This is a genomic window from Amycolatopsis azurea DSM 43854 (assembly GCF_001995215.1).
Taxonomy (GTDB): domain Bacteria; phylum Actinomycetota; class Actinomycetes; order Mycobacteriales; family Pseudonocardiaceae; genus Amycolatopsis; species Amycolatopsis azurea.
The window spans coordinates 277,745-298,313 of sequence record NZ_MUXN01000028.1; the positions used below are offsets into that span (position 1 = coordinate 277,745).

22 protein-coding genes are annotated in these 20,569 nt (G+C 70.0%); 20 read left to right on the top strand and 2 right to left on the bottom strand.

Annotated features, from left to right (window positions below; translation table 11 throughout):
* Window positions 1–110 precede the first annotated feature (110 nt).
* The 3 genes from B0293_RS38570 to B0293_RS38580 all read left to right on the top strand — a co-directional run bounded on the left by B0293_RS38570 (window position 111) and on the right by B0293_RS38580 (window position 3,449).
* Window positions 111–794 (top strand): response regulator transcription factor, encoded by a 684-nt coding sequence (locus B0293_RS38570; protein ID WP_005158720.1) that lies wholly within the window; start codon window positions 111–113, stop codon window positions 792–794.
* Window positions 791–1,828 carry a HAMP domain-containing sensor histidine kinase gene (locus B0293_RS38575; RefSeq protein WP_005158722.1) on the top strand — a complete coding sequence of 346 codons (1,038 nt, stop codon included), beginning with the start codon at window positions 791–793 and terminating at the stop codon, window positions 1,826–1,828. Before B0293_RS38570 ends, B0293_RS38575 begins: the two co-directional genes overlap by 4 nt.
* Before the next feature lie 70 nt (window positions 1,829–1,898).
* A complete protein-coding gene (locus B0293_RS38580; protein WP_005158731.1) occupies window positions 1,899–3,449 on the top strand; it encodes a DUF4153 domain-containing protein in 1,551 nt (516 codons plus the stop codon).
* Window positions 3,450–3,578: 129 nt separating this feature from the next.
* Here B0293_RS38580 and B0293_RS38585 read toward each other — a convergent pair whose 3' ends face one another.
* Complete coding sequence (locus tag B0293_RS38585) at window positions 3,579–3,944, bottom strand: SSI family serine proteinase inhibitor (RefSeq protein WP_005158734.1); 366 nt, start codon at window positions 3,942–3,944, stop codon at window positions 3,579–3,581.
* A gap of 59 nt (window positions 3,945–4,003) precedes the next feature.
* Window positions 4,004–5,626, bottom strand: a complete 1,623-nt coding sequence (locus tag B0293_RS38590) for a PucR family transcriptional regulator (RefSeq protein ID WP_005158735.1) — start codon at window positions 5,624–5,626, stop codon at window positions 4,004–4,006.
* Window positions 5,627–5,768: 142 nt separating this feature from the next.
* On the opposite strand from B0293_RS38590, the gene B0293_RS38595 reads away from it, so the two are divergent.
* The 17 genes from B0293_RS38595 (at window position 5,769) to recO (ending at window position 20,536) form a co-directional block, all read left to right on the top strand.
* Window positions 5,769–7,265: a CoA-acylating methylmalonate-semialdehyde dehydrogenase gene (locus B0293_RS38595; RefSeq protein WP_005158739.1), complete on the top strand. Its 1,497-nt coding sequence runs from the start codon at window positions 5,769–5,771 to the stop codon at window positions 7,263–7,265.
* A gap of 286 nt (window positions 7,266–7,551) precedes the next feature.
* The gene (hrcA, locus tag B0293_RS38600; RefSeq protein ID WP_005158741.1) at window positions 7,552–8,577 is read left to right on the top strand and encodes a heat-inducible transcriptional repressor HrcA; all 1,026 of its coding nucleotides are present in this window, start codon (window positions 7,552–7,554) and stop codon (window positions 8,575–8,577) included.
* Between the two features lie 42 nt (window positions 8,578–8,619).
* A complete protein-coding gene (dnaJ, locus tag B0293_RS38605; protein ID WP_005158742.1) occupies window positions 8,620–9,786 on the top strand; it encodes a molecular chaperone DnaJ in 1,167 nt (388 codons plus the stop codon).
* 3 nt (window positions 9,787–9,789) lie between these two features.
* The gene (locus tag B0293_RS38610; protein WP_005158744.1) at window positions 9,790–10,542 is read left to right on the top strand and encodes a 16S rRNA (uracil(1498)-N(3))-methyltransferase; all 753 of its coding nucleotides are present in this window, start codon (window positions 9,790–9,792) and stop codon (window positions 10,540–10,542) included.
* A gap of 759 nt (window positions 10,543–11,301) precedes the next feature.
* Window positions 11,302–11,652: a histidine triad nucleotide-binding protein gene (locus B0293_RS38615; RefSeq protein ID WP_005158746.1), complete on the top strand. Its 351-nt coding sequence runs from the start codon at window positions 11,302–11,304 to the stop codon at window positions 11,650–11,652.
* Between the two features lie 114 nt (window positions 11,653–11,766).
* Complete coding sequence (locus B0293_RS38620; protein ID WP_005158748.1) at window positions 11,767–12,852, top strand: PhoH family protein; 1,086 nt, start codon at window positions 11,767–11,769, stop codon at window positions 12,850–12,852.
* Window positions 12,849–13,403, top strand: a complete 555-nt coding sequence (gene ybeY / locus B0293_RS38625) for an rRNA maturation RNase YbeY (protein ID WP_039918320.1) — start codon at window positions 12,849–12,851, stop codon at window positions 13,401–13,403. Before B0293_RS38620 ends, ybeY begins: the two co-directional genes overlap by 4 nt.
* Window positions 13,404–13,413: 10 nt before the next feature.
* The gene (locus B0293_RS38630) at window positions 13,414–14,766 is read left to right on the top strand and encodes a hemolysin family protein (protein WP_005158752.1); all 1,353 of its coding nucleotides are present in this window, start codon (window positions 13,414–13,416) and stop codon (window positions 14,764–14,766) included.
* Window positions 14,759–15,085, top strand: a complete 327-nt coding sequence (locus B0293_RS38635; protein WP_005158761.1) for a hypothetical protein — start codon at window positions 14,759–14,761, stop codon at window positions 15,083–15,085. Before B0293_RS38630 ends, B0293_RS38635 begins: the two co-directional genes overlap by 8 nt.
* Window positions 15,085–15,984 carry a GTPase Era gene (era, locus tag B0293_RS38640; RefSeq protein WP_005158763.1) on the top strand — a complete coding sequence of 300 codons (900 nt, stop codon included), beginning with the start codon at window positions 15,085–15,087 and terminating at the stop codon, window positions 15,982–15,984. Before B0293_RS38635 ends, era begins: the two co-directional genes overlap by 1 nt.
* Window positions 15,985–16,140: 156 nt before the next feature.
* Complete coding sequence (locus tag B0293_RS38645; RefSeq protein ID WP_005158764.1) at window positions 16,141–16,482, top strand: CD225/dispanin family protein; 342 nt, start codon at window positions 16,141–16,143, stop codon at window positions 16,480–16,482.
* 25 nt (window positions 16,483–16,507) lie between these two features.
* A complete protein-coding gene (locus tag B0293_RS38650; RefSeq protein ID WP_005158765.1) occupies window positions 16,508–16,855 on the top strand; it encodes a CD225/dispanin family protein in 348 nt (115 codons plus the stop codon).
* Window positions 16,852–17,304, top strand: coding sequence for a DUF2752 domain-containing protein (locus tag B0293_RS38655; RefSeq protein WP_005158766.1), 453 nt, complete (start codon window positions 16,852–16,854; stop codon window positions 17,302–17,304). Before B0293_RS38650 ends, B0293_RS38655 begins: the two co-directional genes overlap by 4 nt.
* A gap of 147 nt (window positions 17,305–17,451) precedes the next feature.
* Window positions 17,452–18,738, top strand: a complete 1,287-nt coding sequence (locus B0293_RS38660; protein ID WP_039918324.1) for an RDD family protein — start codon at window positions 17,452–17,454, stop codon at window positions 18,736–18,738.
* 54 nt (window positions 18,739–18,792) lie between these two features.
* Complete coding sequence (locus tag B0293_RS38665) at window positions 18,793–19,266, top strand: CD225/dispanin family protein (protein WP_085939671.1); 474 nt, start codon at window positions 18,793–18,795, stop codon at window positions 19,264–19,266.
* Between the two features lie 27 nt (window positions 19,267–19,293).
* Window positions 19,294–19,725 carry a CD225/dispanin family protein gene (locus B0293_RS38670; protein ID WP_039918331.1) on the top strand — a complete coding sequence of 144 codons (432 nt, stop codon included), beginning with the start codon at window positions 19,294–19,296 and terminating at the stop codon, window positions 19,723–19,725.
* A gap of 49 nt (window positions 19,726–19,774) precedes the next feature.
* Window positions 19,775–20,536, top strand: a complete 762-nt coding sequence (gene recO / locus B0293_RS38675) for a DNA repair protein RecO (protein WP_005158773.1) — start codon at window positions 19,775–19,777, stop codon at window positions 20,534–20,536.
* Window positions 20,537–20,569: the final 33 nt, after the last annotated feature.

Genomic DNA, 20,569 nt, shown 5'->3' on the forward strand with positions numbered 1-20,569 from the left:
AGTAATCCGGCAAACCGGCTGAAACATCTCCACAGGATCTCCACAGCTCACCCGGATGGTCTCCACGGCCGGTGCTTACAGTCATCCCCATGGAACTGGGAGGACGCCGGGTGCTGGTCGTCGAGGACGACGTGACCATCGCCGAAAGCATCGCCGCGCGCTTGCGGGCCGAGGGATTTTCGGTGGACCTGGCGCACGACGGCCCGTCCGGTGTCGAGACGGACGCCGAGCGGGAGCCGGACCTGGTGGTGCTCGACGTGATGCTCCCCGGGTTCGACGGGCTGGAGGTCTGCCGCCGTATCCAGGCCCGCCGCCCGGTCCCGGTGCTGATGCTGACCGCCCGGTCGGACGAGACGGACATGCTGATCGGCCTCGGCGTCGGCGCGGACGACTACCTCACCAAGCCGTTCTCCATGCGGGTGCTCTCGGCCAGGGTGCACGCGCTGCTGCGCCGCGTCGAACGGTCGGCCCGCACCGACGTGAGCGACGCAGGCACGAAGATCGTGCTCGGCGACCTCGAAATCGACGTCGACCAGCGGCGGGTCACGCGGGCGGGCACGCCTGCCCAGCTGACGCCGATCGAGTTCGACCTCCTCGTCCACTTCGCGAAGCGCCCGAGGGCGGTCCAGCCGAGGGAACGCCTGCTGAGCGAGGTCTGGGACTGGGACGTCGCGGGCACCGGTTCGGGCACCCGCGCGGTCGACAGCCACATCAAGGCGCTGCGCCGCAAACTGGGCGCGGACCTCATCCGCACCGTGCACGGCGTCGGCTACGCCCTGGAGGTGGGATCGTGAAGCTCCGCCCGCTGTTCGGCCGGATCGTCGACGCGCTGCCGAGGCCGCTCGACCCGGTCCGCTCCATCAAACTCAAGCTCGCGATCCTGCTGGTGTCCTCGGGCGGTATCGCGTTCGCCTTCTTCAACTGGCAGATCGGCTGGCTGCCGCCGCGGACCACGATCGCGGCCATGGTGCTCGCCGTGGTCACCTCGCAGATCCTGGCGCACGGGATGACCCGGCCGCTGCGCGAGATGACCGCAGCCGCCCGCGCGATGGCCAAGGGCGACTACACCCGCCGGGTCCGGGCGAGCGCCCGTGACGAGGTCGGGGAGCTGGCGCACGCGTTCAACCAGATGGCCGCCGACCTCGACGCCTCGGATCAGCGCCGTCGCGAGCTGATCGCGAACGTGTCCCACGAACTCCGCACGCCGATCACCGCGCTGAACGGGGTGCTGGAGAACCTGGTCGACGGGGTCGCCGAGCCCGATCCGGCGACGCTGAAGACCGCGCTCCAGCAGACCGAACGGCTCGGCAGGCTGGTTTCGGAACTGCTCGACCTCTCGCGGATCGACGCCGGCGCGTTCCCGTTGCAGCTGGAGGAGTTCGACCTCGAACTGCTGCTGGAGGAGGTCGCCGCCGAAGCGGGGGTGACCGCCGCCGCGACCGGTCGTGGCGTGCGGTTCGCCGTCGACGTCCAGCCACCCGGCGCGACCGCCGTCGCCGACCGCGGCCGGCTCTACCAGGTCGTGGTCAACCTGCTCGACAACGCCGTCCGGCACGGGCCGGCCGGGGGAGAGGTCCGGGTGCGGGCGGAGGCCCGCGGCGCCGACGTCGTCATCGAGGTCGAAGACGAAGGTCCCGGGATCCCGCCGGGGGAGCGGGACAGCGTGTTCGAACGGTTCACCCGCGGCGAGCGGGCGGGCGGCGGGGGCACCGGCCTCGGGCTCGCGATCGCCCGGTGGGTGGTCGACCTCCACGACGGCAGCATCGCCGTGGTCACGCCCGAACACCGGACGGGCTGCGTCATCCGCGTCGTCATCCCCGTTCCCTAGTTCCCTGCCGCGGTTCCTTCGGCGGCACCTCACAACCCACGATATGTGCTTTCGCAAACTGGAGGGCTCGATGAGCGAAGAAGAGGACAAGCAGGCGCACGCGTCGCCGCCGTCCGCGACGACCACCTTGCCGCCCGCACCGCAGGTCCCGGTACTGATGCGGCCTCGGGTGCCGCCGAAGTCGTCGATCGTGCCGCTGCCCGGTTCGGTCCTGCCCGCCGCGGTCGCGGCCGGGCTGATCGCCGCCGTGGTCATGCCGGACGACCCCGGAGTCGGCTGGTTCGTGGCCGGGCTCGCCTTCGCGGGGGCCGTCTACTTCGCCGACAAACGGGCGCGTGCCGACGCCGAACCGCATTTCGGACTGGTCAGCGCGTTGTGGGCGGTGGCCGCGCTCGGCCTGCTCGCGGTCGGCATGTTCCGGGCGTCGGTGTGGCTGAACGTGCTGTGCGTGCTGACCGCCTGCGCCGCGGGGTCGCTCGCGGTGGTCGGGAAACGCACCGTCAACACGATCGTCTACGACGTCTTCGCGGTCCCGATCGAGGCGCTGCTTTCGGTCCCGTGGATCGGGCGCGGGCTGGCGAAGCTCGGCAAGAAGCCGGAAGGTCGCGGCAGGCCGAAGTTCCTCGTGCCCGTCCTGGTGAGCGCCTTGCTGCTGCTCGTGTTCGTGCCGCTGCTGCGGGGCGCGGACGCCGCGTTCGCGAGCGTCGTCGACGCGGTGATCCCCGAGTTGAACCCGGGAACCTTCGTGCGCTGGGGTTTCCTCTTCGTGTTGGCCGCGTTCGCCGTCACCGGGGCCTGCTACCTGCTGGCCGCGCCGCCGCTGCCCGCCGACGACGACGCCCCGCGCAAACGGCTGGCACATCGCTTCGAATGGACGTTGCCGCTGGGTGTGCTGGTGCTGCTGTTCACGAGTTTCGTCGTGGTCCGGCTCGTCGTGTTGTTCGGCGGCAGCGAATACGTCCTGGCCACGAGCGGGCTGACGGCGGCCGAGTACGCCAGGAGCGGGTTCTGGCAGCTGTCCGCCATCACCGTGCTGACCTTGCTCCTGGTCGCCGCCGCGCTGCGCTGGGCACCGAAGTCCTCGGTGGCCGATCGTGCCTGGCAGCGCGGCCTGCTCGGAGCGCTGAGCGTGCTCAGCCTGGTGCTGGTCGCGTCGGCGTTGAGTCGCATGTGGACATACCAGCAGGCGTACGGGTTCACCGTGCTGCGGCTGCTGGTGGAGGTCTGCGAGCTGTGGATCGGCCTGATCTTCGTGCTGGTACTGGCATCCCTGGTCCCGCTGCGGTCGTCCTGGCTGCCGCGTGCGGCCATCGGCGCCGCTGTCGTGGCGCTGCTGGGGCTGGCCGTCCTCGATCCGGAACGGTTCATCGCCGACCGCAACATCGACCGGCTCGCCGACGGCAAGACCCTCGACACCGGTTACCTGTCACGGTTTTCCGCCGACGTCGTGCCGTCGGTGGACCGGCTGCCGGAACCGCTGCGGTCTTGCGTGCTCGGACCGGTCGTGACCGGAATCTCGGAAGATGATTGGCGTGAGTGGAACCTGAGCCGGTCCCTCGCGCGTCAGACCCCCGTTGCCGCGAAGGACGGGATCGGATGCCGCTACCTGCCCCGTTCCTGAGCCGTGACACCACGGCCTTGATCGCCCTCCTGGGGGTGAGGGCGATCAAGGCGGCGGTGTACGGCGGCCGCCGGGCCACCGAGGGGGAGGCCCGGCGGAAGCCTTTCGTGGCAACGCTTTCCGGTCGGGTCAGAAAGTGAAGACGCCGGCCGACTCGGTGTCGGCGACGCAGCGGTTGGCGTACGAGGTGCGGTAGGTGACCGGTTCGCCGCGCCATTTGCCGACCGCGGAGACGTCCACCGGGTTGTACTCCAAAGTGCAGGAACGCGGTTCGGTCCGCAGCCTGTCGAACTTTCCGTCCACTTCGGACAGTTTGGCGCAGGCGCCACCGCGTCCGGGGTGGGAGCCACCGGTGGGCTCGCAGGTGAGCGAGACGGTACCGACCCGGCCGCGTGCGTCGTGGCTGGTCAGCTGGAACGTGGATTCGGCGGGCTGTGCCGGGGCCATGCAGGCCAGCGCGAGCACACAGGCGCCGATCGGTTCGAAGAAAGCCATATCTACCCTATCGGCTGACGTGACCCGATCACTGTGCTCCACGCTCGGGTGAGATTTACTCACCCGGACGTGTGGTCGTCGGCTTGTCGGATGTCGTGCGCCAGCAAGGCGACATAAAGGGAGAGCATCGACTCCGGATCTTCCAGCCGCACCCCGAGGACCTGCTCGATCCGGGCCAGCTGCTGGTAGTACGCGGTGCGGGAGGTGTGCGCCGCCGCCGCTGCCGCCGACTTGTTGCCCCCGTGCTCGCAGTAATGCCTCAACGCCTGAACGAGTCTGCTGCCTTGCGCGGCGTCCCTGCTCAGCAAGGGGCCGAGCTCCCGCGCGGCGAACGCGGTGAGCCGCTCGTCGCCCGCCAGCAGATGCAGCAGCCCCCGCAACCGGACGTCGTCGAGCCGGTGGACGACCCGCTCCGCGTTCTCGGCGAGCGCCGCGGCGGCGACCTGGGCGGCTTCGACGAGTGTCCGTCGCGCCTCGGCGGGCCCGCTGCCCGTGGTCCCGACCGCGACCACGGCGGGCGCGCCGGAACGGGCCTCGTGGACATCGGTGGCCAGCCGCCGCAGGACCGCGTCGACCCCGGCCTCCGGTGAGAGCGCGATCAGCGCGCGCACCTGCGTGTCGTCGGTGGCCACCAGCGCGGACACCTTGGCGCGCCGGGCGGCGAGCGCGGTCGCCTCGGCGAGTTCCCTCAGCAGCACCGGGGTCGACTGCGTGGTCTTGCCGGTCGCGGTGATGCGGGGCCGCACGGCGACCCCGACCAGCAGCCGTCCCGTCAGCGGGACACCCAGCGCGGACGCCCGCGCGGTCAGCTCGGCGGGCGGTACCGGGTTCGCCAGCAGTTCGGTCAGGATCGCGCGGTGCGCCTGGCGTTCGAGGCTGTCGGTGTCCTTGGCGACCAGCCGGTGCACCGCGAGCGCGGACGCGGCGCGTTCGGCGACCACGACGTGCCGGTGCGGCGGCGGATCCCCGCAGACGAGGACCAGCCGTCCCCAGTCGTGCCCGCGCGCGCCGACCACGGTGATCAGCCAGCCCGCGCCCGCGTGGAAGCCGGTCCGCTCGCCGACCTGCACCGGCCGTGACCGCGACGGCCAGCCGGGCAGCAGCTCGCCGGGATCGGCGCCCGCCGTGTCGTAGGCGAGGACCTCGTGCGACAGCGTCTCCAGCACCGCCGGATGTTCGGTGAGCCTCGCGACCTCGCGCAGGATGTCGCCCGGCTCGGCGCCGGCGATCGTCAGCGCGGTGAAGGTCTCGTGGACCCGTTCCGCCGCGCGGAGTTCGTCGACCTGGGCGTCGACGATCAGCCCGTTCACCGCCTCGGTGACCGACACGAAGCGCGTCTCCCGCGAAAGGGTGATCAGCGGGACGCCGTGCCGGTCCGCGGCCTCGACCAGCGCGGGCGGCAGCTTCTCACTCCAATGACGGACCAGTTCGACGACGACCCCGGCCACTCCGACGCCCGCCAGATCGGCGACGTACCGGGCGAGCGCGGCGCCGTCGTCGGGCAGCGCGACCCCGGTGGTGAGCACGAGTTCCCCGCCGCGCAGCAGCGGCGCGATGTCCGCGACCTCGGCGACGTGCGCCCAGCGGACCGGCGCGTCCAGCCCCGCCGCCCCCGCCACCACATGCGGCCTGCCCTGACGCAGCACCGGCAGCGCGAGCACCTCGGCGACGGTCGGGTACATCGGCCTCCCACCTGGTCGGAACGCAGAGAGACAGACTGTACGGCCGGGACCGGGAGTCCGTACACGTTGCCGATGGCGTCGGTGTGGCGCGCGCACCCAGACTCGACCGGGAGCAGGCACCCGGACCAGGAAGGCGGACCCCGTGACCGACCGGATCAACCACTGGATGGACGGCAAACCGTACGAAGGCGTGAGCGAACGATCCGGTGACGTCTTCGACCCGGCCACCGGTCAGGTGCGGGCGAAGGTCGCCTTCGCGGCGCAGGACGACGTCGACGCCGCCGTCGCGGCCGCGTCCCGGGCACTGCCGGGCTGGCGCGGCACGTCGCTGGCCGGGCGGACGCGGGTGCTGTTCGCCTTCCGCGAGCTGCTTTCGGCGCGGCGTCACGAGCTGGCGAAGATCGTCACCGGCGAACACGGCAAGGTCGAATCCGACGCGGCGGGCGAGATCGCGCGCGCCATCGAGAACGTCGAGTACGCCTGCGGCGCCGCGCAGCTGCTCAAGGGCGGGTTCAGCGAGAACGCCTCGACCGGCGTCGACGTCTACTCGATCTCGCAGCCGCTGGGCGTGGTCGGCGTGATCTCGCCGTTCAACTTCCCGGCGATGGTCCCGCTGTGGTTCGTCCCGAACGCGCTGGCCTGCGGCAACACCGTCGTGCTCAAACCGAGCGAGAAGGACCCGTCCGCGGCCGTGTTCATCGCGGAACTGTTCTCCGAAGCGGGCCTGCCCGACGGCGTCCTCAACGTCCTGCACGGGGACAAGGTCGCCGTCGACGGGCTGTTGGAACACCGCGACGTCAAGGCGATCTCGTTCGTCGGGTCGACGCCGATCGCGAAGTACGTCTACGAAACCGGGACCAGGCACGGGAAACGCGTGCAGGCGCTCGGCGGCGCGAAGAACCACATGGTCGTCCTCCCGGACGCCGACCTCGACCTCGCCGCCGACGCGGCCGTCTCCGCGGGCTTCGGCTCGGCGGGGGAGCGGTGCATGGCGGTGTCGGTCGTGGTCGCGGTCGACCCGGTCGGCGACGAACTGGTCTCGAAGATCGCCGAGCGGATCCAGCGGCTGCGCGTCGGCGACGGCAGGCGGCCGGAGTCGGAAATGGGTCCGCTGGTCACCGCCGCGCACCACGAACGCGTCGAGTCCTATGTGGAGGCGGGTGTCGAAGCCGGCGCCCGGCTCGTCGTCGACGGCCGCGGCATCGAGGTCGACGGCGAGGACGGCGGCTTCTGGCTCGGCCCGACGCTGTTCGACCACGTCACGCCGGGGATGTCGGTCTACACCGACGAGATCTTCGGCCCGGTGCTGGCGGTCGCGCGGGCCGACGGGTACGACGCGGCGCTGGAGCTGATCAACGCCAACGCCTACGGCAACGGGACCGCGATCTTCACCAACGACGGGCGGGCCGCGCGGCGGTTCCAGAACGAGGTCGAGGTCGGGATGGTCGGCGTGAACGTGCCGATCCCGGTGCCGGTCGGCTACTACTCGTTCGGCGGCTGGAAGGACTCGCTGTTCGGGGACAGCCACGCCTACGGGCCGGAGGGATTCCACTTCTTCACGCGGACGAAGGTCGTCACGTCGCGGTGGCCGGATCCGTCGCAGGGCGGGGTCAACCTCGGGTTCCCGCGCAACAGCTGAGCGGTCGGCCGTAGGTCCAGTCCGTGAAGGCCTCCTTGAGGGACTCTGGGTCCCTCAAGGAGGCCTTCACGGACTCGGTGAGCGCCAGTCGCCACCCCTCGACCTGACGCGCGCCCCAGCAGGACACGACGTCGCGAAAGCCACTTTGAGGGCATCAGACGTCCCGAAAGTGGCTTTCGCGACACCTGGACAAGGCAGACGCGCGAGGGCCCAAAGACGTCCTTCGGCTCCCCGGGCACTCCGCCTTCCGTAAACTCGTTGTGAGGACGAGCCGGAGGAGGTGCAGGTGGCCAACGCGGAAGAGCGCCGCTTCGAAGTGCTGCGCGCGATCGTCGCCGACTACGTGTCGAACCAGGAGCCGGTCGGCTCCAAGGCGATCGTCGACCGGCACAACCTCGGTGTGTCCAGCGCCACCGTGCGCAACGACATGGCGGCACTGGAGGAAGAGGGCTACATCACACAGCCCCACACCAGCGCGGGCCGGATCCCCACCGACAAGGGGTACCGGCTGTTCGTCGACCGGATCGCCGAGGTCAAACCGCTCAGCTCGGCCGAACGCCGGGCCATCACGGCGTTCCTCGACAGCGGCACCGACGTCGACGACGTCCTGCGCCGGTCCGTCCGGCTGCTCGCCCAGCTGACCAGGCAGGTCGCGGTCATCCAGTACCCGATGATGACCAACTCCGCCGTCCGTCACCTGGAAGTGGTGCCGCTCACCCCCGCCCGGCTGATGCTGGTGCTGATCACCGATTCCGGCCGGGTCGACCAGCGCACCGTCGACCTCGGGGACGTCATCACCGAGGAGAACGTCGGCAGGCTGCGCATGGTGCTCAACGGGGCACTGGCGGGACGACGGCTCTCCGAAGCCGCGGCGGCGGTCGCCGAACTGCCCGAGAAGTCGCCGGGCGAGCTGCGCGACAGCCTCACCCGGGTCTGTACCGTGCTGGTGGAATCGCTGGTCGAGCACCCGGAAGAGCGGCTGGTGCTCGGCGGCACGGCGAACCTCACCCGCAACGTCTCGGACTTCCCCGGATCGCTGCGGCAGGTGCTGGAGGCGCTCGAGGAGCAGGTCATCGTGCTCAAGCTCCTCGCGGCCGCCCGCAACCCCGGTGCGATCACGGTGCGCATCGGTGAGGAAAATGAGGACGAGCAGATGCGCAGCACCTCGGTGGTGTCCATCGGCTACGGAATGGACGACCTGCTGCTGGGCGGGATGGGCGTCGTCGGGCCCACCAGGATGGACTACCCGAACACCATCGCCGCGGTGCGTGCGGTGGCGAACTACGTGGGGCAGATCCTCTCCGGCCGCTGAGCGCGGCGTTGAGGTCAAAGGCAGAAGGAGAAGGCGGAGACGGTGGCGAGGGACTATTACGGCATTCTCGGGGTTGCGAAGAACGCGACGGATCAGGAGATCAAGCGCGCGTACCGCAAGCTGGCCCGTGAACTGCACCCCGACGTCAACCCGTCGGAGGACGCCCAGCACCGCTTCGGCGAGGTGACCACCGCGTACGAGGTGCTGTCGGATCCGCAGAAGCGCAAGGTCGTCGACCTCGGCGGCGACCCGATGGACGGCGGCGCGCGCGGAGGTGGCGGCGGAGACCCGTTCGCGGGCTTCGGCGGCCTCGGCGACATCATGGACGCCTTCTTCGGCGCCGCCGGAGGTGGCGGCGGCCGCGGCCGTGGCCCCCGCAGCCGCGTGCAGCCCGGCTCGGACGCGCTCATCCGCCTCGGCCTCACGCTGGAGGACTGCGCCACCGGCGTCGACCGCGAGATCACCGTCGACACCGCCATCGTCTGCGACCTGTGCCGCGGCGCCGGCGCGGCCGAAGGCACCGGCACCAAGACCTGCGACACCTGCGGCGGCGCCGGCGAGGTCCAGTCCGTGCAGCGGTCCTTCCTCGGCCAGGTCGTCACCGCCCGCCCCTGCCCGGTCTGCCGCGGCTTCGGCGAGGTCATCCCCGACCCCTGCCGCCAGTGCGGCGGCGACGGCCGCGTCCGCGCCCGCCGCAACGTCACCGCCAAGATCCCGCCGGGCGTCGGCGACGGCATGCGCATCCGGCTCTCCGGCCAGGGCGAGGTCGGCCCCGGAGGCGGCCCGGCCGGCGACCTGTACGTCGAGATCGACGAGGCGCCCCACGAGGTGTTCGTCCGGCAGGGCAACGACCTGCACTGCAACTTCCGCATCCCGATGACCACCGCCGCCCTCGGCGCCACGGTGCCCATCGAGACGCTCATCGACGGCGACTACGAACTCGACATCGAGCCGGGCACCCAGCCCGCCACCGAACTCGTCCTCACCGCCAAGGGCATGCCGCGACTGCGGTCCTCCGGCCGCGTCGACGGCCGCGGCGACCTGCACGTCCACATCGACGTCGTCGTCCCGACCAAACTCGACGACGCCCAGCGCGACCTCCTCGTCGAACTGGCCCAGCAGCGCGGTGAAGACGTGCCTTCGTTGTCTTCGAACGGTTCCAAGCCCGGCGGGCTGTTCTCCAAGCTGCGCACCAAGAACCACCGGTAACCCGTGCCCGAGACGACACTGCCGGTCTTCCTCACCGAAACGCTGCCCGGCTCCGGGCGCACCACGCTCGACGGCGAGGAAGCCCGGCACGCCGCCACCGTCCGGCGGCTGCGCGTCGGCGAACGCCTCGTCCTTTCCGACGGCGAAGGCGGCATGGCACGCTGCGTCGTCGAAGCCGTCCAAGCGGGCCGCGACGCGGCACTCACCCTCACCATCGAAGAACACTGGACCGAGGAACCGCCCGCACAACGCGTCATCGTCGCCCAGGCACTCGCCAAAGGCGACCGCGGCGAACTCGCCGTCGAACTCGCCACCGAGGCAGGCGCCGACGCCATCGTCCCCTGGCGCGCCGCCCGCAGCGTCGCCCGCTGGGAAGAAGGAACCCGCGGCGACAAAGCCCTCAACCGCTGGCGCACCACCGCCCGCGCCGCCGCCAAACAAGCCCGCCGCGCCCACGTCCCCGAAGTCGCCGAGCCCGTCACCACCCGCGAACTCGCCGAACTCGCCCAGACCGTCTCCCGCGCCCTCGTCCTCGAATCCGGCATCACCACCCGCCTCACCGAGACCGAACTCCCGGCACAAGGCGACATCCTCCTCGTCGTCGGCCCCGAAGGCGGCATCACCGACGAAGAACTCACCACCCTCACCGCCGCCGGCGCCACCGCCATCCGGTTGGGCCCCACCGTTTTGCGCACCTCCACCGCCGCCGCAGTCGCGCTGGGCGCACTCGGAGTTCTCACCAACCGCTGGACGTGAAAAAACACCCCACTAATTTGCGGCCGGTTATGGCGCGATCACGCGAACAGCCGTTACTCTCGTTAACTGACGCGCAACACACGGTTTCGGCGCGCCACTGGGGATGAAGCCCAGTCGCGCGCATGAATCCCCGCCGGGCACCTCCCCCCTCGGTCCGGCGGAGCCGCGGCGGCGGTGGAGCGACCCCCAGGCTCCACCGCGCCGCGGCATCTTCATTTCGGGGGCTTCGCAATCGCTTCGCTCTTGCTGCGCCCCGAAATTCGGATGCCGCGGCGCGGTTCCGCGTGTCTGCCCGGGGGGGCCGAGCCCCCCGGACCCCCCACGGTGCGTCCGGCGGCGGTTGGCAGCCCCGCAGCAAAGCGAAGCGTGCGTAGGTGGTTAGGCGACCGGCGTTGGGCCTGGCGGCCCTCGCCTGGTGAGTGACAAGCGGAGGCGGCGGAGATCTTGGGGACCGGCATGGGGCCTGGCGGCCCTCGCCTGGTGAGAGGGAAGCGGGTCGTGCGTGTGGCGCAAGTGGTCGGCTGCTTGCGGTCGTGAGTGGTAAGTCGCGTTCTAACACCACTTGCCACTCACGACCGGCCGGCGGCCATGTCGCGAAAGCCACTTTCGCGGCGTCAGGTGTCCCGAAAGTGGCTTTCGCGACATGGCTCAAGCGCCACAGGCCGACCCGCACACGTCCGGCCGATCCCCGCGCAAGTAGCCGGCTGGTCGCGTGCGATCCCGGGCGGGGTTGGGCCGGGTGGGGGATAGGGTGGGGGGATGAGTGACGCGGAGACGTTGTTCGAGCGGATCATCGCGGGCGAGATCCCGTCCGACAAGGTGTACGAGGACGCGACGACGTATGCGTTTCGGGACATAGCGCCGCAGGCGCGGGTGCATGTGCTCGTGGTGCCGAAGAAGCGGTACCGGAACGTGGGCGAACTGGCGGCGGCGGAGCCGCAGTTGCTGGCCGACGTCGCGCTCGCGGCGCGCAAGGTCGCGGAGATCGAGGGCATCGCGGAGTCGGGGTACCGGGTGGTGTTCAACACCGACGGTGACGCCGGGCAGACCGTCTTCCACGTGCACGCGCACGTGCTCGGCGGCGAGCAGCTGGGGCATTTCGGACGCTGAAGCGCGCCGCCGGGAGAAACCGGACTGCGTGCCGACACCCGCAACCAGTAACATCGAACTTGTCACTGTCGTTGAAAATCGCAGCGTAAGCGCAGGAAGTAGGCCCGAGGCCACGTGGCCGGAACCGTACCGGGTGAAGCCGCCCGACCCGACGTTCCCGCGGACGTCACCCCGACGAAGGCCGACGAGGCCGCCGTCACCGAAGCGGCCCAGTCCCGATTCCCCATCCCCGACGCCGCCGCGCTCAGCCTGCTCGGCTCCAGGGACGAAAACCTCCGAGTCGCCGAGGAACTCCTCGCCGCCGACGTCCACGTCCGGGGCAACGAGGTCACCCTGACCGGCGCCCCCGCCGACGTCGCCTTCGCCGAACGCGTCTTCGCGGAACTCGTGACGCTCGCCGGCCGCGGCCAGCAGGTCGACCCGGCCACCGTCCGCCGCACCGTCGGCATGCTCTCCACCGGTGACCACGAGTCACCGGCCGAAGTGCTGAGCATGAACATCATCTCCCGGCGCGGCAAGACCATCCGGCCCAAGACGCTCAACCAGAAGCGCTACGTCGACGCCATCGACAAGCACACCATCGTCTTCGGCATCGGCCCCGCCGGTACCGGCAAGACGTACCTCGCCATGGCGAAGGCCGTCCAGGCGCTCCAGGCCAAGCAGGTCACCCGCATCGTGCTGACCCGCCCCGCCGTCGAAGCCGGTGAGCGCCTCGGCTACCTGCCGGGCACGCTCAACGAGAAGATCGACCCGTACCTGCGCCCGCTCTACGACGCGCTGCACGACATGGTCGAGCCCGAGTCGATCCCGCGGCTGATGCAGGCGGGCACCATCGAGATCGCGCCGCTCGCGTACATGCGCGGCCGCACCCTCAACGACGCCTTCATCATCCTCGACGAAGCGCAGAACACCACGCCGGAACAGATGAAGATGTTCCTCACCCGGCTCGGGTTCGGCGCCAAGATCGTCGTCACCGGCGACGTCACCCAGGTCGACCTCCCCAACGGCCAGAAGAGCGGCCTGCGGGTGGTCCGGGACATCCTCGAAGGCGTCGAGGACCTGCACTTCGCCCAGCTCACCAGCCAGGACGTGGTGCGGCACAAGCTCGTCGGCGACATCGTCGACGCGTACGAGAAGTGGCAGGCGCTGCAGGACAGCAAGGACCAGAACAGCGGTTGGAAGGGTCAGCGCCGTTCATGAGCATCGAAATCGCCAATGAATCGGGCGTGAACGTCGACGAGACCTCGATCGTGTCGGCCGCGCGGTTCGCGCTCGACAAGATGGAGGTCAGCCCGCTCGCCGAGCTGTCCATCCTGCTCGTCACCCTCGAGGTGATGGAGGACCTGCACGAACGGTGGATGGACCTGCCCGGTCCCACCGACGTGATGGCCTTCCCGATGGACGAGCTCGACTCGTCCCGCCGCCCCGACGCGCCCGACGCCTCACCCGCGCTGCTCGGCGACATCGTGCTGTGCCCGGCGTTCGCGAAGGACCAGGCCAAGACGGCGGGCCACGCGCTGATCGACGAGCTGCACCTGCTCACCACCCACGGCGTGCTGCACCTGCTCGGCTACGACCACGCCGAACCCGCCGAAGAACGCGAGATGTTCGGTCTGCAGAAGCGGATCCTCGGCGAGTTCCAGGCGGCCGTCGCCGCGCACAACAAGCGCGACGCGCAGCGTTCCGCGGACGACAGGCTCCTCGGCACCGCCGGCCTCGACGCCGTGCCCGCCGAAGAACCGCCCGCCTAGGCCCGCGGACATGGGTAGTCCCACGGCCCTGCTGGTCATCGCCATCGCGCTGATCCTGCTCGCCGGGGTGTTCGCGGCCGCCGACGCGGCGGTCAGCACGGTCTCCAAGGCCCGTGCCGATGGTCTCGTCCGGCTGGGCCGTCCCGGCGCGCGTCAGCTCTCGCTGGTCATCGCCGAACGCCGGCGCCACATCAACCTGATCCTGCTGCTGCGGATGACCTGCGAGCTGACCGCCACCGTGCTGGTCACCGTCGACATCCTCGGCTGGATCGAGCCGCTGTGGCTCGCGATCGTCGCCGCCGCGGGCGTGATGGTCGTGGTGAGCTACGTGATCATCGGCGTCGGCCCGCGCACCCTCGGCCGCCAGCACCCGTACCGGATCGGCCTCGTCGTCGCGGGCCCCGTCCGCGTCCTCGGCTCCATCCTCGGCCCGCTCAGCAGGCTGCTGATCGTCCTCGGTAACGCCATCACCCCTGGCCGGGGCTTCCGCGAAGGCCCGTTCACCTCCGAAGTCGAACTGCGCGAACTGGTCGACCTCGCCCAGGAACGCGGCGTCGTCGAAGAATCCGAACGCGAGATGATCCACTCGGTGTTCGAACTCGGCGACACCGTCGCGCGCGAGGTCATGGTGCCGCGGACGGAGATCGTCTGGATCGAGCACGACAAGACCGTCCGCCAGGCGCTCGCGCTGGCCCTGCGCACCGGCTTCACCCGACTGCCGGTGATCGGCGACTCCGTCGACGAGGTCGTGGGCGTCGCCAACATCAAGGACCTCATGCCCGCGTACATGGCCGAGGGCGGATCGCTGCGCCTGGTCGAGGAGCTGATGAACCCGGCGAGCTTCGTGCCGGACTCGAAGCGGCTCGACGACCTGCTCAAGGAGATGCAGGTCTCGCACAACCACATGGCGATCGCCGTCGACGAGTACGGCGGCACCGCGGGCCTGCTCACCATCGAGGACATCCTCGAAGAGATCGTCGGCGAGATCACCGACGAATCCGACACCGACGAACGCCCCGAGGTCGAAGAACTCGAAAGCGGCGCGGTCCGCGTCTCGTCCCGGCTTTCGATCGACGACCTGGGCGAACTGTTCGGGATCGATCTCGAAGACCACGACGTGGAGACCGTGGGCGGGCTGCTCGCGGAGCGACTCGGTAGGGTCCCGCTGCCGGGGGCCGAAGCCGAGGTCGCCGGACTTCGGCTGTTCGCCGAAGGCGGTAAGGACCGGCGCGGGCGGATGCGGATCACCACGGTGGTCGTCCACCCCGCCGACGCGGACGCGGTGACCGACGCAGCCCAGGGCAGGCGCCGCACCCGGCTTCCGCAGCCCGATGAAAGTGACAGGAGTGTCGAACATGCCTGAGCTGGACGCCGAGGACCAGAAGCTGGTGACCCTGGCCAGGTCCGCGCGAGCCCGCACCCAGGCCGAGGAAGGCGCCGCGCTCCGCGACACCGACGGCCGCACCTACGCGGCGAGCACGGTCGACCAGCCGTCCTTCAAGCTCACCGCGCTCCAGGCCGCCGTCGCCGCCGCCGTTTCGAGCGGAGCCGAAGGAATCGAAGCCGCCGTCGTGGTCAGCGGCGAGGGCCTGCTCAAGGAGGCGTCCGTGCACGCGGTGCGCGACATCGCCGAAAACGCCCCGATCTATCTCGCCGACCCCAGTGGCAAGGTGCTGAACTGATGGCCGAGCCGCACCGTTCCGGTTTCGCCTGCTTCGTCGGGCGGCCCAACGCGGGCAAGTCGACGCTGACCAACGCGCTCGTCGGCAGCAAGGTGGCGATCACCTCCAGCAAACCGCAGACCACCCGGCACGCCATCCGCGGCATCGTCCACCGCGACGACGCCCAGCTGGTGATCATCGACACACCGGGCCTGCACCGGCCGAGGACCCTGCTCGGCGAGCGGCTCAACGACATCGTCCACTCGACCTGGTCCGAAGTGGACGTTGTCGGGCTTTGCGTGCCCGCCAACGAAAAGGTCGGCCCCGGCGACCGGTTCATCGCCGCCGAACTCAAGAAGATCGCCAAGCGAACCCCGGTGATCGGCGTCGTCACCAAGACGGATCTCGTGAAACCCGAGCAGGTCGCCGAGCAGCTGCTCGCCCTGCAGGAGGTCATGGAGTTCGCCGAGCTCATCCCGGTGTCCGCTGTGGACGGTTTCCAGGTGGGCGCGCTCGCGGACCTGCTGGTGCGCCACCTTCCCGAAGGCCCGCAGCTGTATCCGGGCGGCGAACTCACCGACGAGCCCGAGCAGACCCTGGTCGCCGAGCTGATCCGCGAGGCCGCGCTGGAGGGGGTCCGGGACGAACTCCCGCATTCGATCGCCGTCACCGTCGAAGAGATGCTGCCCCACGAGGGCCGGGACGACATGATCGACGTGCACGCGTTCCTCTATGTGGAACGGCCGAGCCAGAAGGGCATCATCCTCGGGCACAAGGGTGAGCGCCTCAAGGACGTCGGCGCCCGCGCCCGGCAGCAGATCGAGGGCCTTCTCGGTTCGAAGGTCTACCTCGACCTGCACATCAAGGTCGCCAAAGAGTGGCAGCGCGACCCCCGTCAGTTGCGGCGGCTGGGCTTCTGACTGAACGGAATGTCTCGATTCGGTCGCGGAGACCGATTGACGGTGTGGAACCGCACGGGTGACCTTAGAGTCTCACTCCTCGACTCCGGTGATCGCTGATCGGGCGGCGGCGCGCGGGGCGATCTCCACATTTCATTCGTGAAGGGAAAGCGGTAAATGACCGACAACCAGGGCCTGCCCAACTACTCCGGCGACCCTCAGGGCGGTGGCGGCTTCAACAACCCCGGCCCGCCGCCCAACAACAACCTGGTGTGGGCGATCCTCACCACGATCCTGTGCTGCCTGCCCTTCGGTATCGTCTCGATCGTCAAAGCGAACCAGGTGAACACCCTCTGGGCGCAGGGGCAGCCCGCCGCCGCAGAGGAAGCGGCCAACGCCGCCAAGAAGTGGGCCATCATCTCCGCGATCGCCGCCGCGGTCGTCTGGATCCTGTACATCCTCCTGTTCGTCGTTCTCGGCGTCTTCGCCGCCTCGGTGGACGTGAACAACTACCGCTGATCCCGGCGATCAACGGGGAGACCTCATGACCGACCAGTACCCGAACTACCCGCCTCCGGGCGGGCCACCACCGCAGCAGCCGTACTACGGCGGCGTGCCGAACTATGGTCCTCCGCCGGACAACAACCTGGTGTGGGCCATTCTCTGCACGGTGTTGTGCTGTCTGCCGCTGGGTATCGTGGCGATCGTGAAGTCGAGCCAGGTGCAGACGTTGTGGGCGCAGGGTTTCCACGCCGAAGCCCAGAAGGCCGCCGATGACGCGAAGAAGTGGTCCATGTGGGGAGCGATCGCCACCGGCGTTCTTTTCCTGCTGTACATCGTCTTCGTCGTCGTAGCGGTCATCCTCGGCGTGTCCGGAAGCCTCACGCCGTGACGACGTCCGTCTACACGGGATTCCCGGCGCGCGGGTTCAAAGCACGGGCCCGCGCGCTGGGGCCGCCCCTCGCCATCGCCGCCGGTGCCGCGGCGGGCTGTGTCGTCCTCTGGTTGGGCGATCCCACCACCCCGGGCGGGCCGCTTCCGGTCTGTCCCACCAAGTCACTGCTGGGCATCGCCTGCCCCGGCTGCGGTGGCATGCGCATGGTCTACAGCGTGCTGCACGGGGACATTCCTGCCGCGCTGCATTACAACGCGGTGTCCTTTGTGGTCGTCCTCCTGCTCGTCTGGAGCACCGTCGCCTGGGCGGTCGGCAGGCTCCGCGGCCGGTCGGTGGACAGCTGGCTGCACTGGCGCTGGACGCCGCTCGCGTTCGGCGTCGTGTTCGTCGTCTGGTTCATCATCCGTAACCTGCCCTTCGCCCCGTTCACCTCGCTCTACGTCTGAGTGCCGGGCCGGGCCCCGGATCGTCGGTGGCACCGAGTACGCTCCCGCGCACCGGTCTGCTCGGCGTGTACCCATGCCGTACATTCAGCCCGGGTCGCCGCACGAGGCCCGTGCGCCAGGGGCAGAGGAACCAGCGAGGGGATTTCGATGACCACTCCCTACGGCCAGCAGCCGCCGGGACAGCAGCCGCCACCCGGGTCCGGGCCTCCGCCGGGGGACGGGCAGCAGCAGTCACCGCAGCCGCAACAGCCGTTCGGACAGCCGCCATCGGGAGAGCAGCCCTCACCTTTCGGCCAGCAGCCCCAGGGTGAGCAGCCGTCGCCCTTCGGCCAGCAGCCCGCGGGCGAGCAGCCGTCCTCGCCGTTCGGTGCTCAGCCGCAACAGCCTTCCCCGTTCGGGCAGCAGCCCCAGCAACCGCAGCAGCCGTTCGGCGCGCAGCAACAGCAGCAGTCGCCGTTCGGGCAGCAGCCCCAGCAGGCGTCGCCGTTCGGCCAGCAACAGGGTCAGCCTTCGCCGTTCGGGCAGCCGGGCCAGCAGTCGCCGTTCGGGCAGGCGACCCAGTTCGGTCCGCAGACCGACTACGCCCACTGGGGCCTGCGCGCGGCCGGATCCCTGATCGACTTCGCGCCGATCGTGGTGCTCCCGATCATCGGCGCCGTCATCGCCACGAACGCGAGCTCGGTCGTCGGCGGCATCATCGCCGGCATCGGTTACGTCGCGGGGTTCGGCTGGACCGTCTACAACCGGTGGATCAAGATGGGCACCACCGGCCAGTCGCTCGGCAAGAAGATCATGAAGATCAAGCTCGTCCGCGAGAGTGACGGGCAGCCGATCGGCCCGCTGATGGCCTTCGTCCGGGACCTGTGCCACAACCTGGACGGCTGGGTCTGCGGCCTCGGTTACCTCTGGCCGCTGTGGGACCAGAAGAAGCAGACGTTCGCCGACAAGATCCTCAGCACCGTCGTCGTCCCCGGCGAGGCCGCCGTCGCGTCGGCGCCGTTCGGCCAGAACCCGGGCTTCCCGGCGCCGCCTTCGCCGTCGTTCCCCGCGCAGCAGCCGTTCGAGCAGCAGCCGTCCCAGCCGTTCGGCCAGCAGCCGCAGCAGCCGTTCGGCGCGCAGCCGCAGCAGTCGCCGTTCGGGCAGCAGCCCCCGCAGTCCCAGCAGCCTCAGCCGTTCGGTCAGCAGCCGCAGGCGCAGCCCTTCGGTCAGCAGCCGCAGGGAACCGCGGCGCCGTCTCCGGAGTCCCAGCCCGGACCGGGCTTCGGCGAGCCCGAGCCGACCCAGGTGCTCCGCCCGGGTCAGCCGCAGTCCCAGCAGGCGCCGTCCGGGTTCGACGAAGCCGAGCCGACGCAGAAGATAACGCCGGAGCAGCTGAGGCAGCAGCTGCCCGGGGCGGAGGGCGGGCCGAACGGGCCCGGAACACCGCAGCAGTAAGGAACGACCGGCGGGATCCACCCGCCGGGAAGCGCGACAAAAGTGGGGACCCCGATGACGAACCCGTACGGCCAGCAGCCCGGCTACGGCCAGCAGCAGCCTTATGGCCAGCAGCCTCCGCCCGGATACGGACCCCCGTCCGGTGCCACGCCCGCACCGTACGGTCAGCCTTCGGGTGCGACACCCATGCCGTACGGTCAGCCGGCACCGTACGGTCAGCCTTCCCCGTACGGCCAGCCCGCGCCGTACGGCGCTCCGGGCGGCATGCCCGGTGGCGGGGACATCAACTCGATCCCCGACTACAAGGGCTGGGCGATCGGCTGCATCTTCCTCTGCTGGATCATCGCGATCTTCGCGATCATGAAGTCCAACGAGGTCAACACCTACAAGATGCAGGGCAACTACGCCGCCGCCATGGACGCGTCGAAGTCGACCAAGACCATGTGCATGATCGCTTCGATCATCGGCGGTGTGGGTTGCCTGTTCTCCATTCTCTGGATCATCCTCGCCGCCGCGACGGCGTTCTAAAACCCGAAAAACAACGAGGACCGTCAAATGACCAACCCCTATGGCCAGCAGCAGCCCTACGGACAGCAGCCCGGCTACGGGCCGCCTTCCGGTGGCATGCCCGCTCCCTATGGCCAGCCCGCCCCCTACGGCGCGCCGTCTCCCTATGGCGCTCCGGGCGGCATGCCCGGTGGCGGCGGGGACATCAACGCCATCAAGGACTACAAGGGCTGGGCGATCGGCTGCATCTTCCTCTGCTGGATCATCGCGATCTTCGCGATCATGAAGTCCAACGAGGTCAACACCTACAAGATGCAGGGCAACTACGCCGCCGCCGCGGACGCGTCGAGGTCGACGCGGACCATGTGCATGATCGCTTCGATCATCGGCGGTCTCGGCTGCCTCTTCGCCATCGTGATGATCATCATCTCGATCGCGGCCGCCGCGTCCGTGCCCAGCTGCTACGGCCGCTACTGCTGATTCCGGGGCGCACCACCCCGATGTCGGTCCAGAGTGGGACGATGTCGGGGTGGTGAACCTCTATCGCGACACCGGGGTGGTGTTGCGGACGCACAAGCTGGGTGAGGCCGATCGGATCGTCACCCTGCTCACGCGGCGGCACGGCAAGGTCCGTGCGGTCGCGAAGGGTGTGCGTCGGACGTCCTCGCGCTTCGGAGCGCGGCTGGAGCCTTTCGGGCATGTCGACGTCCAGTTCTACACCGGCCGCTCCCTCGACGTGATCACCCAGGTCGAGACGGTCGACGCCTTCGCGCTGCCGCTGGTGGCCGACTACCAGCGCTACACCGCCGCGAGCGCCATCGCCGAAACGGCGGACCGGCTGTCCGCCGAAGAGGGCGAGCCGGTGCTGAAGCTCTACATGCTCGTCGTCGGGGCGCTGCGGGCGCTGGCGGGCGGCGAACGGGACAGCTCCCTCGTCCTCGACGCCTTCTTCCTGCGGGCCATGGCCTACGCGGGGTGGGCGCCCGCGATCACCGAATGCGCCCGCTGCGGCCTGCCCGGCCCGCACAAGGCGTTCAGCGTGTCGGCGGGCGGCTCGATGTGCCCGGATTGTCGGGTTCCCGGCTGTGTTCACCCGTCCCCGGAGGTCTTGACCCTGCTCGCGGCGCTCCTGCACGGTGAGTGGCCGGTGGCCGAAGCGTCGCTGCCGGTGCCGCGGCGGGACGCGTCCGGCCTGGTCGCGGCGCATCTCCAGTGGCATCTGGAGCGCCAGTTGCGCTCGCTGCCGCTGGTGGAGAGGCGTGCGCGGGAGACCGCCACCGGAGCGCAGTAGGGTCGCAGGCACAGGTTCACTCGATCAGGAGGC

Coding starts and splice junctions, on each gene's coding strand:
- B0293_RS38580 (WP_005158731.1), top strand. CDS start 1,899: ATGAGCGAAGAAGAGGACAAGCAGGCGCACGCGTCGCCGCCGTCCGCG.
- B0293_RS38585 (WP_005158734.1), bottom strand. CDS start 3,944: ATGGCTTTCTTCGAACCGATCGGCGCCTGTGTGCTCGCGCTGGCCTGC.
- B0293_RS38590 (WP_005158735.1), bottom strand. CDS start 5,626: ATGTACCCGACCGTCGCCGAGGTGCTCGCGCTGCCGGTGCTGCGTCAG.
- B0293_RS38615 (WP_005158746.1), top strand. CDS start 11,302: ATGAGTGACGCGGAGACGTTGTTCGAGCGGATCATCGCGGGCGAGATC.
- ybeY (WP_039918320.1), top strand. CDS start 12,849: ATGAGCATCGAAATCGCCAATGAATCGGGCGTGAACGTCGACGAGACC.
- B0293_RS38630 (WP_005158752.1), top strand. CDS start 13,414: ATGGGTAGTCCCACGGCCCTGCTGGTCATCGCCATCGCGCTGATCCTG.
- B0293_RS38635 (WP_005158761.1), top strand. CDS start 14,759: ATGCCTGAGCTGGACGCCGAGGACCAGAAGCTGGTGACCCTGGCCAGG.
- era (WP_005158763.1), top strand. CDS start 15,085: ATGGCCGAGCCGCACCGTTCCGGTTTCGCCTGCTTCGTCGGGCGGCCC.
- B0293_RS38645 (WP_005158764.1), top strand. CDS start 16,141: ATGACCGACAACCAGGGCCTGCCCAACTACTCCGGCGACCCTCAGGGC.
- B0293_RS38650 (WP_005158765.1), top strand. CDS start 16,508: ATGACCGACCAGTACCCGAACTACCCGCCTCCGGGCGGGCCACCACCG.
- B0293_RS38660 (WP_039918324.1), top strand. CDS start 17,452: ATGACCACTCCCTACGGCCAGCAGCCGCCGGGACAGCAGCCGCCACCC.
- B0293_RS38665 (WP_085939671.1), top strand. CDS start 18,793: ATGACGAACCCGTACGGCCAGCAGCCCGGCTACGGCCAGCAGCAGCCT.
- B0293_RS38670 (WP_039918331.1), top strand. CDS start 19,294: ATGACCAACCCCTATGGCCAGCAGCAGCCCTACGGACAGCAGCCCGGC.